This is a genomic window from Vibrio sp. JZG10 (assembly GCF_054064075.1).
The window spans coordinates 413,486-429,593 of the sequence record NZ_JBSUGE010000002.1; the positions used below are offsets into that span (position 1 = coordinate 413,486).

Annotated in this window: 12 protein-coding genes and 1 pseudogene; 6 read left to right on the forward strand and 7 right to left on the reverse strand. The window is 41.8% G+C overall.

Annotation, left to right across the window (positions count from 1 at the left end; genetic code table 11):
- Positions 1-44: 44 nt before the first annotated feature.
- Entirely contained in the window at positions 45-767 is a 723-nt protein-coding gene (locus ACWYVB_RS04390; RefSeq protein ID WP_005395248.1) for a sulfite exporter TauE/SafE family protein, read from the reverse strand.
- A gap of 446 nt (positions 768-1,213) precedes the next feature.
- On the opposite strand from ACWYVB_RS04390, the gene ACWYVB_RS04395 reads away from it, so the two are divergent.
- Positions 1,214-1,738: a prepilin-type N-terminal cleavage/methylation domain-containing protein gene (locus tag ACWYVB_RS04395; protein WP_074190600.1), complete on the forward strand. Its 525-nt coding sequence runs from the start codon at positions 1,214-1,216 to the stop codon at positions 1,736-1,738.
- Positions 1,739-1,789: 51 nt separating this feature from the next.
- Here ACWYVB_RS04395 and ACWYVB_RS04400 read toward each other — a convergent pair whose 3' ends face one another.
- Positions 1,790-2,770 (reverse strand): chemotaxis protein, encoded by a 981-nt coding sequence (locus ACWYVB_RS04400; protein WP_025998672.1) that lies wholly within the window; start codon positions 2,768-2,770, stop codon positions 1,790-1,792.
- 478 nt (positions 2,771-3,248) lie between these two features.
- Here ACWYVB_RS04400 and ACWYVB_RS04405 point away from each other — a divergent pair, with 478 nt between their 5' ends.
- Positions 3,249-3,857 carry a response regulator transcription factor gene (locus ACWYVB_RS04405; protein WP_005395257.1) on the forward strand — a complete coding sequence of 203 codons (609 nt, stop codon included), beginning with the start codon at positions 3,249-3,251 and terminating at the stop codon, positions 3,855-3,857.
- On the opposite strand, the gene ACWYVB_RS04410 is transcribed toward ACWYVB_RS04405, so the two are convergent.
- The 3 genes and pseudogenes from ACWYVB_RS04410 to ACWYVB_RS04420 form a co-directional block, all read right to left on the reverse strand.
- Entirely contained in the window at positions 3,854-4,741 is an 888-nt protein-coding gene (locus ACWYVB_RS04410; protein WP_074190599.1) for a LysR family transcriptional regulator, read from the reverse strand. The two genes, ACWYVB_RS04405 and ACWYVB_RS04410, sit on opposite strands and share 4 nt — an antisense overlap.
- 136 nt (positions 4,742-4,877) lie before the next feature.
- On the reverse strand, positions 4,878-6,239 hold the full coding sequence (locus ACWYVB_RS04415; protein ID WP_317410477.1) for a GGDEF domain-containing protein: 1,362 nt from the start codon (positions 6,237-6,239) through the stop codon (positions 4,878-4,880).
- Positions 6,240-6,399: 160 nt separating this feature from the next.
- A pseudogene (locus ACWYVB_RS04420) lies at positions 6,400-7,555 on the reverse strand (EAL domain-containing response regulator).
- Between the two features lie 678 nt (positions 7,556-8,233).
- On the opposite strand from ACWYVB_RS04420, the gene ylqF reads away from it, so the two are divergent.
- Complete coding sequence (ylqF, locus tag ACWYVB_RS04425) at positions 8,234-9,178, forward strand: ribosome biogenesis GTPase YlqF (RefSeq protein WP_005395264.1); 945 nt, start codon at positions 8,234-8,236, stop codon at positions 9,176-9,178.
- Positions 9,179-9,518: 340 nt separating this feature from the next.
- Entirely contained in the window at positions 9,519-10,700 is a 1,182-nt protein-coding gene (gene cqsA, locus ACWYVB_RS04430) for an alpha-hydroxyketone-type quorum-sensing autoinducer synthase (protein WP_006742320.1), read from the forward strand.
- 103 nt (positions 10,701-10,803) lie between these two features.
- On the opposite strand, the gene ACWYVB_RS04435 is transcribed toward cqsA, so the two are convergent.
- Entirely contained in the window at positions 10,804-12,849 is a 2,046-nt protein-coding gene (locus ACWYVB_RS04435) for a response regulator (RefSeq protein WP_006742321.1), read from the reverse strand.
- A 367-nt stretch (positions 12,850-13,216) separates the two neighbouring features.
- On the opposite strand from ACWYVB_RS04435, the gene ACWYVB_RS04440 reads away from it, so the two are divergent.
- Positions 13,217-13,834, forward strand: a complete 618-nt coding sequence (locus ACWYVB_RS04440) for an HAD family hydrolase (RefSeq protein ID WP_074190595.1) — start codon at positions 13,217-13,219, stop codon at positions 13,832-13,834.
- Positions 13,835-13,920: 86 nt separating this feature from the next.
- Here the strand turns inward: ACWYVB_RS04440 and ACWYVB_RS04445 are convergent, their stop codons facing one another.
- A complete protein-coding gene (locus ACWYVB_RS04445; RefSeq protein ID WP_005398196.1) occupies positions 13,921-14,469 on the reverse strand; it encodes a GNAT family N-acetyltransferase in 549 nt (182 codons plus the stop codon).
- 272 nt (positions 14,470-14,741) lie between these two features.
- On the opposite strand from ACWYVB_RS04445, the gene ACWYVB_RS04450 reads away from it, so the two are divergent.
- Positions 14,742-15,866: an acyl-CoA desaturase gene (locus tag ACWYVB_RS04450; RefSeq protein ID WP_005398197.1), complete on the forward strand. Its 1,125-nt coding sequence runs from the start codon at positions 14,742-14,744 to the stop codon at positions 15,864-15,866.
- Positions 15,867-16,108 lie beyond the last annotated feature (242 nt).

Sequence of the window (16,108 nt, forward strand, 5' to 3'; positions counted from 1 at the left end):
TAAAAGGAGATCGATATCCCTGTGAGTTTAAGATGCTGAGGGCATTACTGGTTCAACGCTTGTACTACTGCTGTAAACCCACTCACAAAACACAACATAAGTGCTCCAAACCGAATTTTTTCTTTTGGTAACGATTGGGTGGTTTTCATCGCGAGCCAATACCCAAGTGCTGCCGCAGGTAATAGCGGAATAGTAATCACCAAATGGTGTAATGTGAAGAAACCAGCGGGAATTTGAACAACGAGCGAAATGATGGAACTGAAAACAAAAAATGCCGACAGGTTACCACGTAACTGATTTGCTTCTTGATGTTGCAACAACAACGCCATCGGCGGGCCTCCAATCGCCGAACTGGTACCAAACAATCCAGAAAAGAATCCTGCTAATGTCATACGCGCTGGTGTGGGTTCAACCCGAAACGGTAAAACACTCACCACAACCGCGAATAACACCAAAAAACCAATCCAAAGTGTAAGGGCTTGAGTCGAGACAAAAAACAGTAGCAAGCCGCCAGCGACCGATCCGGGCACACGCCCAATCAATGCCATTTTTAAACCGCCGATTTCAACACTACTGCGGTGCTTCATCGCATTCATCAACGAAATAAATAACGCGACTAAACAGATTGGTGCAGGCACATACTCCGGCGCCCAAAGAATCAGTAAAGGTGCGGCAACAATTGCCAAGCCAAAGCCTATTGCGGTTTGTACATAAGAGCCAAGAAATATTAGCCCTATCGCAAGCAAGTTTATCGAATCGAATTCCATTTAGATTATTCTTATATTTGAAAGCCAAACACGAAAGCAAAGCACATTCGCACGATGAATGCGTCGAGTGTGTTGTGATATGAATCTCGCGTAGCATTCATCAAAGTGAACAAAAAGACAATCCATTTGTGCGGTTTGCCGTCACTTCTTTTCGTCTTTCATTCAGCCGATGTACGCGTATGCTTATATCTAGGCGAATTCATGCTCGACTGTTCATGCAGCATTTCTTCCACGGAATTAATGACTGCTCAAAAACGGCCGCATTAGATCTTTGAACCCTCCTCCCGCTCTATATAGGCGTAATCGATTCTCACTACGTCGGTATAGCACTTTATGACTCATCGCTTTATACTATTGATCATTTTGTCATTACCGTACTTATTTACACAACAACAAGTGTACGGTCAGTGTTACTTTTTCTACCTTTAACTTGCTGTGAAAATAATATGAGAAAACAAACTGGATTTACTCTAATAGAGTTAGTCGTAGTTATTGTCGTGCTTGGCATTCTTGCTGTCACTGCCGCACCACGCTTTTTAAACCTTCAAAGTGATGCGCGTGAAGCGCGATTAGAAGGCATGAAGGGCGCGATTGCATCAGCGCTCGGTGTCGGTTATGGGAAAATGGCGATTGCAGGGTTGGAGAGCAAAGCATATGTTGCAAATTTTGATAATAAATTCACCAAAGCAGAGCTGCCTTTCGAAGGCTGTACTATTGGCGCCAACAAGCGATGCGTCTTCTTATACGGATACCCTGATGCAGATGAGACTGCTTTGGGGTTGCTTGTTCATGAACTTGAACATCAGTACGGTACAACAGATTGGAAAATTGAGGCTTTTGAAGATAAAAGGCTCGTAGCGATAATGGCAAGAGATGACAAGAGTGCGTCAAAAGAGAAGTGCAGTATCATTTATGGTCCACCACTTAGAGAAAACCAAGACTATACTCTAGTAATTAATCATTGTTCTTAAAACAACAGGGCTGCCCATCGGCAGCCTTATTTTTAATCTTATCGGGTTTGTTTACGCAAAGTTAAACACGTATTTATCCATCATATTCACCATACGGCCAATCTCTGGCTTGGTAATCGTATCATTTGCGCCAAGAGACAGTGCTTTGGCTCGGTTATCCTCACTCATCAATGATGAGAACATAATGATCGGCATTTCATGAAACGCTTCAGTATCGCGTAGTCTCTTCACTAAGTGCATACCATCCATTCGAGGCATTTCTACGTCCGTAACCACCGCATCTAACAGCTCTTTAACTGGCAAGTTTTCTTCTTTCGCGACCTCGATTAAGCTCATTAATTTCTCATGAGCCTCACCACCGTCTTTACAAGTGATCACATTGTAACCTGAAGAAGCTAATGTATCTTGAATCAAAGAGCGAATAAATGCTGAGTCATCCACCACCATGATCGTTTTAGCATTACGCTTACCCACCATTCTCTGGTTTAGATCTACCGACTTATCCCCTTTCACATCGTATTTTTCCATACTCAGCTCTGGGTTAATATCCGCGATGATTTTTTCAAAGTCGAGAATCATGATCAGGTTGCCTTCTTTGCGGACAACTGCCACTACACAATCTTGTTCGCCCGCTTCCAAAAACTGACTTGGTGATTCCACATCATTCCAAGAGATACGATGAATACGTGAAATACTATCAATCAGAAAGCCATTGGTCATTTTGTTGAAATCAGTAACGATAACAAATTTACGCTCTAGGTCCTGGCGTGTTGGTACACCTAACCAACCAGCTAAATCAACTAAAGGCGTCAATACATCTCTGGACGAAAACACCCCGATCATGTGAGGTTGTGCGTTTGGATAATCGGTTGTCTCTGGTACGCGAATCACTTCTCGTACTTTCGCAACGTTGATGCCGTAATAACAAGTTTTTGTGCTGCCATCCGGCAATGTTTTTTCTAAATGAAACTCGATGATTTCAAGCTCATTGGTACCACTTTCTGTCAAAATGGTGCTGGTTACGTTACTCATAAAGCCAATTATCCAACCAAAATACGCATCAGAAAAAGTTTGATGCAAACGCCATGAGAAGCCATTCTCAGGCTAAAAATCCAAGAATCCTTTTTAGTCGTTACAACAAAGTTTGTAAACCACCAAAAGGACGGCCAACGCACATTTCCATATCAAACTGTGAAAAAATGTCTCATTTTTGAACAGGATAACATGAGTTAACTTAGTGCGAGCTTACCTTCCCCCTTTTAGCGGCTATTTCGATGAAAAGTTTAGGGTTAATATTGATGTTTTTCGTTGGCCTATCACTATACCCACACATATGAAATCCCTCGTGTATTGGCGTATTCGATAGTATCTTATTCAATTGTGCTCAGTGAATTTCAATTATAGAAAATGTCATTTTCCTTTCCATCAGAAAGGTTTTTCCTACAATCCCTCTTAATACAATCATATTGCGTTGGGCGGTATGACAGTTCGGATAGTAGTGAGGCTCCATTTGAATAATGTTCTTATCATTGATGACCAACCACTTTACAGCGAAGCACTAACTTCTCTTGTTGAGAGCGTAATCAACACAGCCGAAGTCATTCAGTCGAAAGACAGCGCAGAAGTAATGGACTTAGTTCGAAATACAAAAATTGATTTTATTATTCTAGACGTTGTCCTTGGTGATCGAGATGGTATGCGTTTGGCGAAGAATATTTTAGCAACGGGCTATCAAGGTAAATTACTTTTCATTTCTTCACGCGACTATTCCAGCCTTTCTAAAGCGGCTTACGAGATGGGAGCTCATGGTTTCTTGAATAAAAACGAGACAAAAGAAGCGATTGCTGACGCGATTGTGAGTGTCTCACGTGGGTACTCTATGTTTAAGTCTACTCACGCTCCTTCTACTGGTGATGTCACGCTATCCAATCGCGAAGCCATGGTGTTCCACTACTTAGCTCAGGGCTATTCAAATAAACGTATTTCAGAACAACTATCGCTCAGCGCTAAAACCATCAGCACTTACAAAACTCGTATTTTGAAAAAATACCATGCAGATTCATTGATTGAATTACTGCATACGATCCCAAGCGCTGAAAACATTCAATGCGATCGTTAGTTCTTCATATATTTTGCAATGGCATCGGTTAATATCTGATGCATTGCGTCGTGACGATGGCTTTGCTTCATCTGAAGTACAACCTTTGGCCAGCCGTTGGGGTAATAAGATTCAGGAATACTAATAAAACGGTATCCTTCGATTGGCGCCTGATACTCCAGAAAAACCGTCGCCGCCTTTTTTTGTTTGAGCAGCTTTAGCACACTGCTCACGTTATCTAGCGCTGCAATTCGATTGATCACCATACCGTGATTCTCCATTGCTCGTTTTGCAAGCTGCTCTTTCTCTTTCCAACCGATAATTTCAAGCATAATAAATGGCAGTTTGGCAGCCTCTTCAAGAGTGGTGATCCCAAGCTCTTCCGGAACAACAACCACAGCAGGCGCGTAGCCAATAAATTTCTGATGGATAGATTTTGGCAATTCATCATTGAAGTAATGAAGCTGGGCATCCACTTTGCCTAAAAGGATTTCGTCCACCGTATATTCCGTGATGGTTGCGACAGTAATATGAGCTTTAGGAAACAGCGTCATTAAATCCATCGCCAACAAGTGTCCAAATGAGTACTGAGCCGTTTGGGGTAAACAGACCGTTATATCCTTACTGTATTTTTCTGGTTTGAATTCTGATCGAACTAAGCATGTTTCTAAGTTATCTAATGCATCTGCAATTTTGGGTAGCTGACGCATCAGAAAGTTGGTGGGTTCTAAATGATGTGGGTGACGAATGAATAGTTCATCACCAAGTTGGATGCGTAAGCGAGCAAGATATTTACTGATCGACGCCTCACTCTTGCCCAAGGCTTTCGCTACGGGTTTAAGCTGACGATGCTTTTCTAACAGAACCAGTATTTTTAATAGGTTTAGATCAAGGTCTTTGTTCACGATACAGTACCAGTTGGGTCTTATGATAATCAGCAATCAAAGGAGCATTATGCATTGCTCGACTAATATAAAAGACCAAGGGTACTGCTTGGTCAAATTTATCAAACAGTTATGTCATGGTTATGTATTGTTGTCCTCAAACACGCTGTTTTTTCATTTCATATAACTCTTCATCTGCTCTCACGATCACCTCTTGCATCGTTTCATCCTCTTCGCGCATAGCAACACCAGTACTAACGCTGATCTCTATATCTAATGTATTTAAACGATTGTGTTTAACAGCGCCACGGAGCTTTTTCGCTAACATGGAAGCTTTGCTCATGCTGCATCCGGGCAAAATTACAATAAACTCATCACCACCAGTCCTGACTAAGTAGTCACTGTTCCGAAAAACCTTTCTCATTGAGTCTGCAATAATAACAATGACTTCATCGCCAACATGGTGTCCGTAACGATCATTAATCTTCTTGATACGATTTCCGTCAATCGCAATGATAGAGTATGGTTCAACCTCCATTCGATGTTTAAACCGCTCTTCTTTAAATACTCGCCGATTTAATAATCCGGTCAAGTCATCTTGCGTTACATCACTCAGAGCATTTTCTAATTGAATTTTGCTCTGTTTAGATTCATTGGCTTTTCGATAATAGGCGAACGCTACGACAAAATAGATGACAAGAATAAAGCTGTAGTCCACCACTATTTTACTAAACGGATATTGGTAAATAACAAGATTATTATTGTCGGCAACATAGGATTGAGTGTAAGCAAAATGAGCTAAGGGGTAGCTCGGAAAGTAAATAATTATCTGCTTATTTCCGTTACTAACCTCTACGTCAACGGCTTTGCCTTCATTATAAAGCGATGATAAATACAGTTGTTCCGAAAATTCGCCGACAAGCTTCCCTCTATAGTAGACGGGACTCATGATACTTAATGCCATCTCATCAGAATACGTGGTTTTGAAGGGCTTAGAGATAAGAACTCGGTCGGAGAGCTGCTCTTTCCACGCGGCAAGAATACAAGCGTAATTCACTCTGCACCATTCTATATCAAACGTCTCTTTAGATCCCTCTAGAGCTGGGATTGGTCGTTCTAAGATGAGTTTGTCACTAGTGTAAGAACGAAAGTACAATATGGCGTCTTCTCTATCGTAGACATTGGACAAATGAGCTTCTGCTTGGTGTAGGGCTTTACGAGCAACAGTTTCTACATAATCTAGGTTTTTATACGGCCTTAAAGCATAAATTGCATCTTGAAAACTGAAGTCAGTGAGTACTTCTATTTGTTCGATGCTGAAGTTTTCATACTGCGCCAATTGAGCTTCGGTCAACAAGCCTAGCAGAATGACCTTCTGCTTTGTTTTTGCTAAATTGTTAGCGTACGTATTAAATTGCTTCTCCTCATAAGAGATGAGTACAGCACCAATCATGGTCACCGATACAATAAATAACAACATCGCAACCGCAAAAGAAGAAACAAAACTTCTTACATTCATAACACTTTATGTTCCCACTACTTTTGCAAGTTCAATAACATCATTCACATTAAACTTGTCTAAAAATCGACGTTTCTTGGTACTCACGGTTTTATCACTGATAGCCACACAGATAAGCATTTGATCATCAAAGATCAAACAGTTCAATTTTTTCATATTTTTACTTCAAAATAGTGATTACCTCTAACGGCATGGGCTTATCAATGTAAAAGCCTTGGCAGATGTCTATTCCACATTCGCGCATGGTTTTATAGGTTACTTCGTCTTCGACACCTTCTGCGACAATACGAATATTGAGGCTTTTCGCTAAAGCACAAATAGCGATGACAATGCTTTTCTTTTTCAGGTCTTCACTCGCTCCGTAGACAAAAACGCGGGTCAAGTTTGATCTCGTTAAAAGGTAACTTTGCCAACTTTTCAAATGTAGATGAGCCCGTACCAAAATCATCAATTGATACCGTGACACCTTTCATTCTGAGTTTGATGAGGTTTTTGTAGATAGACGTGCTAGCTTGGAAAGCTTCCCGCTCTGTAATCTCAATGGTGATTTGTGACGGGTCGACACCACTTTCCGAGCATTGTTGAATAAAACGATGCGAGAAGTCAGGGTCGTTCAAGTTTTCGTGGTCGACATTAATCGAGACCTTTTGGGTTAATCCCCTATTGTTGATGTCATAGATTGTATTAATCAGCACTGATTGAAAAAGTTCAGAAGACAAATGGCATCGTTTTACGATCGGAAGAAAGTGGTTTGGTAACAACACGCCATAAATGGGATGCACCCAACGCGCTAACGCTTCATAACCTAAAAGCTCACCACTGTGTGCGTCTACCAAAGGTTGGTAATAATTCTTCACTCGCCCTTCACCCAAAGCAAACAAAAACTCTTGGTCTTGCAGTACGATAGGTTGAGCAAACGCTGTTTTTCGCGTTCTTTCATCTTTTATTTGGTTGAGGAGTTTAACCACTTGCATTTCGTCGTACGGCTTAGGCAGTTCTCCTAATATCTCAAAACTAAACCCTTCGCACATTTCTCGTACTGCCGAGATGATGCTCTGCTCCAACAAACTGACTAGCACGACTTGCCCGTGATACTGAATTTGGTCGAATACTTCCAAGATGTCGATACCGCCTTTTCCCGGCATCTGGAGATCGCAAAAGATCACATCAAAATATTGCTCTTGTGCACATTGACTAGCAGTGTCCACACAATTGAATGTACTGACTGAAGCGCCACTATGACCCAATATTTGGGTAAGTATCTTGGTTTGTAGAGGATGACCATCAATCACCATCACATTAAGCTGTGTATTCATTTATCTCTATCCAATAGTCTATATTTTCGATCTCCTGCTCGATTGGTTAAATTAATCCTGCCACTCGCTGATCAAAATCGACCAGCATTACTCAGCCTCAATGTAAAACTCAGTCTGCTTGTCTGTTCTCAATAACTGTCACTATCAATGAGTTAAAAAAGAAACTACTGGCAAAAATGTGGCAACGGACAACGCTGTAATACGACTTATCGTACTGAGCATAAAGCCTTACTCGGACTGGGCAGTCAGATTAATTTGTGTCGGCTAAAAGTCAAATTTCGACTAATAGCGAAATGAAATATAAATTGCTGATATAAAGATAAAAATTTGAAATAAGCCAGAAAAAACCGACAAAACAATCCACCTTTGACTACACAATATTTGCGCTTAATATCTCACCAAAGTGAATACTTGTTGTAAGTCCGTTGGCGAGCATACTCAACAAATGTTTGCTTGCTCGTTTGTAAACCGTGGCTTTTTGTCTCCATCTTGAATGCTTCGCCTTCATTCCGTGATAAACTAGCTCATTAACACGAAAGAAACGCTCAACTTTGCGGTACAGAGCCACAAAAGTAAGTACGGTTTTAACACACTCTGTCTAAAACTATGCTGCTCGAAGCTCAAATTACTACTCGTACGCCCGTTGGAGCAGTAAGAAAATTAAGGTATTAAATTCAAATGGTTAATAACTCAATCCAGTGGTTTCCTGGCCACATGCACAAAGCACGTAAAGAGATCGAAGAAGCAATCCCACAAGTGGATGTGATCATCGAAGTACTGGATGCTCGTATTCCTTTCAGTAGTGAAAACCCTTTGATTTCTCAAATCCGTGGTGACAAGCCGGTCGTTAAAGTCTTGAACAAGCGTGATTTGGCCGATCCTGAGTTAACTCAATTATGGATTGAGCACTTGGAGCAAGAGCAACACGTAAAAGCAATGGCAATCACGACGTCAGAACCGCAAGAAGTGCATCGAATCATGGAGCTTTGCCGTAAACTTGCCCCACACCGTGAAGAGATCGGTAAAAACATTCGTACCATGATCATGGGCATCCCAAACGTTGGGAAATCGACAATCATCAATACTCTAGCTGGTCGAACGATCGCGGTGACAGGTAACCAGCCAGCGGTAACACGTCGTCAACAGCGCATCAACCTGCAAAATGGCATCGTTTTATCCGATACACCAGGGATTCTGTGGCCAAAAGTGGAAAACCCACACAGTGGCTTCCGTTTAGCTGCTACTGGCGCTGTAAAAGATACTGCGATGGAATACGACGAGGTTGCGTTTTACACCATTGAGTACCTAGCAGCCCACTATGCAGACAAGCTTAAAGAGCGTTACCAAATCGAAGAGCTTCCTGAATCAGATATCGAGATCATGGAAGAGATTGGTCGCCGCCGTGGTGCACTACGCGCAGGTGGACGTGTGGACTTGCACAAAGTATCAGAGATTTTGTTGCACGAACTTCGCCAAGGCATACTAGGCCAAATTACACTAGAGCGCCCAGAAATGATCACTCAAGAGTTGATTGAAGTCGAGATTGAAACCGCTCGAAAAGAAGAAGAAAAAGCGAAGCGTAAAGAAGAGCGCCGCAAGCGCTATCTACGTAATAAGCGATAAACTGATATTATCTTTTCCCAATCATATTTTAAGGCGCGATTTTCGCGCCTTTTTTGTTATCTAATGCGCCCATTTTTTCACTTTTCAAACTTTATATTCCTCATACAAAACCCAGATATGAAGCACGAAAAAAACACCGAAAAATCGCCGTATAAACTTTAAGCACAAACTAGTTTAGACCCCGGGCCCCTATAGAGTTACAGCCACCATCCAACCCTCAAATGTCGAGTTTGCAAGGGTCTGCAAACTTATGCAACCTGGTTAGTGACACTCTCCCCAAAATCCGCAATATGAATAAGTGTCAGCGCTGGCGTTTTTCCATATGAAGAAGAGATTTATTATGAGTGAAACTATACAAAGCAAACCACTTCCTTCCTTTATTGAGGAACGCCTAGATTTTCATATTCAAGATCTAATTGAACCGAACGAGAACAAGAAACACCTTGTTCTTGGTAAACGTCCACCGTGTAATGCCGTTGTTATGCAAAGCAATGATTACCTTGCACTGTCTCATAACAAGGAGATTCAAAACGCGCATCGTGATGCGATTTCTCAACACGATGACAACGTCGTGATGTCCGCGATTTTCTTGCAAGATGATGAGTCGAAACCTGCATTTGAAACTCAACTAGCCAGTTTTGTCGGCATGCCTAGCTGTCTGCTTTCTCAATCAGGATGGGCTGCGAATGTCGGTTTATTACAGACTATTTGTGCACCGAACATACCTGTGTATATCGACTTCTTTGCGCATATGTCTTTATGGGAAGGTGCACGTATCGCAGGAGCACAAATTCATCCGTTCATGCATAACAACACCAACCACTTGCGAAAACAGATTTCACGCCATGGTTCGGGAATTATTGTTGTGGATTCGGTTTACAGCACTATCGGAACCATTGCTCCTCTACGTGATATCTACGAAATAGCACAAGAGTTTGACTGCGGCTTAGTTGTGGATGAATCGCACTCGTTAGGTACGCACGGTCCGCAAGGCGCTGGGCTACTGCAAGAGCTGGATTTGACTCATATGGTGGACTTTGTAACCGTAAGTCTTGCAAAGACATTTGCTTATCGTGCTGGCGCAATTTTAGGGGCAGAAAAGCTGGCGAAGACGCTTCCATTTGTCGCGTATCCTGCCATTTTCAGTTCTACCGTGTTACCGCAAGAGATCATTCGGTTAGAAAAAACACTGGACGTCATAAAAAAAGCCGATGACAAGCGGGAGATTTTGTTTAAAAGAGCGAAGTCTCTAGCCGTTGGTTTAAAACGTATTGGGTTTACTATTCGCAGTGAGTCGCAAATTATCGCGCTAGAATGTGGCAACGAAAGAAACACTGAGCGAGTTCGCGACTTTCTAGAAGAAAGGAATGTCTTTGGTGCAGTTTTCTGTCGCCCTGCAACAGGAAGAAACAAGAACATCATTCGTTTTTCTGTCAATGCGGACATGACTGCCGCCGAAGTCGATCACGTTCTTTCCGCCTGCCAAGAAGCGTTTGTTCATCCCGATCTAGAGTTTGTATAAGCTAGAGTGTAGGTAAAAATAAAGAGCTCAGCAGTTTTGCTGAGCTCTTTATCCGTATTCGCGTTATGATCAACTCGTCTCAAGATAACACAGTTGCGAGTGATTAAATCCAGTTTGCGATTTTGTCGAATAAGCGATTTTTATCCGCTGGTTTCACGATAAAGTCAGACATGCCAGAAGAGCCTATTTTGTCCAGCGTAACAGGTGAGCTATCCCCAGTATGCGCAATAATAGGTACCGACGCATAGTTTTTATCCGAGCTTCGAATTCGCCTTGAAGCTTCTACACCATCCATGATGGGCATCTCGATATCCATAAGAATGAGGTCAACGTTCTCTTGCTCTAATGTATCCAGTGCTTGCTGCCCGTCTTCTTTCTGAATCACTTCAAAGCCCTGCTTTTCGAGTAACATCGCGGTAAATTTTCGCAAAGATTCGTTATCATCCACGACCATAATTGTCCGCTTATTTGACGTATCCAAAGCCACTGAGGCCGTTGGTGTCGATACATAGCTTGAATCATACAAGAGACGGTCAATGGTTGGCTTAGTATTCAATAACCAGGCTTGAGTCTCGACCCAAATAGGCTCATATGCCGCTTTGCATGCTCTCTGTGTCGGGTGATGCTCAAAAAGATAAACGATACGAGCTTCCGTGAAAGACAAAAGAGATTCTAATCTATCCAATTGGTTTGCTCTTGCATCCAAGCTCTCAAGATCGATAAAAATCAGGTCGAATTCGAACTCATACTCTTTCTTTTTGAGCACTTGATTAACATCTAAGATCGTTGATTCAAAACCCATAAAACGGCTAATGTCCGTCACTTTCGACACAAGAATATCTTGATTAGTCACCGTTAGGATGGTTTTGAGTTTGGTCAAATCGTTTTTAATTTCAGTCACGATATCAGATGTGATCGGCGGGAAAGTTAACGTGAACTGAGACCACTCACCTAGCTGAGACTGGCATTCAATGTTACCTCCAAAAGAACGCATCACTTTTTTACAAAATGGCAAACCCAAACCATAGCTGCCTGACTTACCAGTTGTGTAAAAGTCCTGAAATATATTACGTAGGACATCAGGAGCAATGCCTGCACCATTATCGGTTACAACGATTTGGTTTGAGTGCTCCGTACTCGTCATGGAGACATGTATGTGGAAATCTTCAGATGTGCGATGATGGAAGGCGTTCTTGAAAAGGTTATACATAACGTATTTGAGTAAGGTATCGCTACCAAGAAAATCAAACTCACTTCTCGCATCTAGGGATATAGCAAAGCGATCCGTCGCACGCTTATAACTAAAGCTTTCAATCGCTTTTTCAACCACTGAGTGAGCAGAATGCTTTTGGAAACTGGATCGCGAGACACGGTTTTCGTCTATCGATGTCAAAAGTAAATCTATCGTCTCGTTGCCCGACTGGATGATGTTCATCGCATCCTCACTAACTTCGCGCAGCAGGGTGACATCCTCTCCGCTCATCAGATATTGGTCTTTCTCGGCTTCTTTTTTACTGGGTAAGACTGATTGGATAACATCGATTGACGTACAAAGGCCACTTAAAGGGTTACGCATTTCATGCGCAATTCCGGCCCCGAATGACTTGGCCAACGACACTTTCGCTTCGTGCTCTACTTGGTTCCGAAAGTAGAATAAATTGCCAAATACATAAATAAAGAGAAAGATTGGCACATGCGTCCAGTCCATTGTTAAATCGAGATGAAACCCTTTCGCCACCCAAGCAAAGAACGTCGCTAAACCTATTCCGGCAAAAGTTTGAGCGAACATAACTCTTGTGACATGAACCAATAGAATGTGCAAGAAAATCGCGGACATAAAGGACATGACCCAAACATTGGACCAGTCATTCATCAATAACATATAGAAAAAGAAAAACGGTAAGCAGATCGTTATCGTCACTTGGTAGTAAATATGGATATATTTTCGCCACGTTGACGACAGGCGATTTCTAAAAATGATGCCAAAGAACAATAGTGAACAAAACAATCTGAGCGGCAAGTTTTCATAAGCCTGTGGGAAAACAAAATCCCAAACAAAGTAGTACAGCGGAAAGCCAAGAAACCCCATCCAACCAACGAGAGTCAGATTGGGTTCTGCATATTGATAAACCTTACGTATCGAGTCCATATTATCTATTTTGCCTACTCCGCCTGACGTCCCAATAGTGTGATTTGCATTCATTCTTATCGTTTTATTATTAAGTAATTATATATTACTTAACGCTTATAAGCAGCGCGAAATGGCGCAAATATTTCGCGACGCTTGTCTTTAATTTCAATCTTTTAAGATAGAGACACTTGATTTACAACCAAATAAATGAAGTTGCATATAGTTTAGTGTAATTTTGCGATAATCGCGTTGTATCCTAAGGGATGTTAATCTCATATACGTTCGAGACGTTTAAACAGCGCCTTTAGCTCGAACTTCCAAAGATTTAACGACAGCATTCACTGTGGATGTAACGCGGTGATGAACAATTGGCTTGGAGTGTGTTATGGAACCTTTACAAATAAAAAACGTAATTTTTGATGTGGGAAATGTATTAGTACGCTGGTCTCCGGTAGAGATTGTTCGCTTAACATTTGGTCACTCAGTAGAAGCGGAAAAAATGGCCCAGTTGCTGTTTTCATCACAAATCTGGAAAGACTTAAACAAAGGAATCATTTCCGAAGAGGAAGCCAAACTGTGCTATCAACGTGAGCACAAAGTGACAGCGGAAGAAATGGACCGCTTTTTTTACTACGTAAAACATACACAAATATTACTTTACGGCAGTGTCGAACTGCTAAAAAGAATAAAAAGTGCAGGATATCGCGTTTATGCGCTCACAGACAACGTCAACGAAATTGTTGAGCATCTTCGTGCTACCTATGAATTCTGGCCGCTGTTTGAAGGTGCAATCATCTCTTCTGAAGTGCAGTTACTAAAGCCACAAGCTGAGATCTACCAAGCCCTACTTTCAACATATCAGCTTCAGGCCGAGGAAACGGTATTTCTTGATGATATGCCATACAACGTCGAAGGGGCCCGAGCGGTAGGCATGGAAGCCATTCAGTTTGAAAATGCTCAGCAATGCGAGTCAGAGCTAAAAGCCATGGGGCTTTGCTTTTAAGTCGCCCACTGAAACACAAAACTTTAGGGCAGGCACAAAAAAGAGCAGCGTTGATGCTGCTCTTATTGCTAAGCTAAAACGTCAGACTAGGAGTAAATAACGTTTTCTTCTATCCCACTGACTAGTGACTGAGCATTCTTCCAACGGAATACCTTCTCCAATACTTCTGTACCACCTGGCGCACGCCAAGTTCGCTCTTGACATTCTTGACCTCCAATATGGCGGTAGAATTCAATTGCAGAAATGTTTTGCGATACGACTTCTAGATAAAGACCAGTGTCTTTAAAATACTGTTGTTGCCATTCTGCGACAGCAAGTAATAGCTGCTTGCCAATACCACGACCGCGGTAGCTGTCATCAACATGCAGTGCGTCAATAAAGGTTCCACGCTCGAAGTCATGGTTGCCAAACACACAAACGAAGCCGAGCAACAAACCACCCTCTTCCGCCAAGACAATGTGCTGGTTGAATGGTGGGTTGGTCAGACGGGTTTGCCAGATCAGTAGTTTGTCGTCAATCGCCTCTTTATCAAGATAGTTATCACTAAGAATGCCACGGTAATGACGCTTCCAACTATCCGCATGAAGATGCGCAATGCGCTCGTAGTCCTTATATTCCGCTAATCGTAAATCCATTACGTATTCCTATTTTCTTACATTTTTTACTTCTTTATAGAGTCTCGGCATATTCCACCTTTATAACACTTGTTTCTTGGCAGATTTTATACACCTTAAGTCAGAGCTCATTTTTTAATACTACTCATTATTCAATTAAAAGCAAAATATCCCATCAAGTTCCTTAATGTACATCCAAAGGAACAGTCACATTTGTCTAACTTTAATTTGACTTACACGTGTACGCTGATATTCTGGCGAACAGTTGTTAGCTCAAAGTTAGGAATACACCTGTGACTCAAAACAAACCACCCATTATCTGGTTGAATACATTGATATTTTCTTCCAGTTTTGTTCTGACTTTTATTGTAATGCCTTGGTATGCATATCATTTTGGACTGGGTTGGGAGCATCTAGTTTGGGGAGTGATGGCATTCAGTTTTACGAATCTTTCTATTACAGCAGGCTATCACCGACTCTGGAGCCACAAAACATACGAAGCTCATCCAATTTTACGTGCTATTTTTGCGATTGGAGGAGCATTTTCTTTGCAAAATAGTGCATTACACTGGTCTTCTGATCATCGTGTACACCACAAGCATGTCGACAATAACGACAAAGATCCTTACTCAGCGAAACGTGGCTTTTGGTATTCTCATATTGGTTGGATGTTACGCGACTACAACAAATCGCAGGAAAACGAATACACCAACTGCCGCGATTTAAAGCGTGACAAAATCGTCATGTGGCAACATAAGTACTATGTTCCACTTGCTCTACTCACCAATATTGGCTTTCCGGTCGCTCTTGGTATTATCTACGGCGATATTTGGGGTATGTTATTAGTAGTTGGTGCCGCTCGACTCTTTATGAGCCACCACACGACCTTTTTCATTAACTCACTTGCGCATGTTTGGGGAAAACAGACTTTCACGGACAAAAACACCGCTCGCGACAACGGCGTGTTAGCCTTTTTCACATTTGGTGAGGGCTACCACAATTTCCATCATATCTTCGAGAATGACTATCGTAATGGTGTGTATTGGTGGCATTACGACCCGACCAAGTGGTTGATTAAGTCTTGTTCTTGGCTTGGACTCACATCTAAGTTGCGCACAACGCCTACATTTAGAATTGAAAAAGCTCGCGCAACTCAACTCTTGAAGAAAGCAAAAGAAAAACTGGGAGCAAAACCGAATACGCAGACGATTCTCGATCAGTTACAACACGAGTTTGATGCGCTAGTTCATCACATGCAGGAATATTATGAGATGCGAAAGGAAGTACTCGGTGCAAAAACAGCCAGTGTAGTAAAAAAATACGAGTGCTCTGTGACCAAGATAAAGTATCAGCAAATCAAAGCGGAGTTCGAGCGGCAACAACGCAGTTGGAACCTCATGGTGCGCCGATACGCTTAACTTAACCCATCCTTACGATTTAGCTTCGCTTCGGCGAAGCTTTTTTGTTGCAAGGATTATTACCCTCTTCCAACTCACTGAGTTGTTTCTTTTTCTCATTTTGAATCAATTCCCTCACTATTTATTCAAATTTCTGGTCATATTTTCCTTCCTGCAAACAGCTTCAAACCAGCACATAACACTTAGAAAACCAAATTCCAACAATACAATCTAACGAAATTAATTATTAAATTATTATTTGT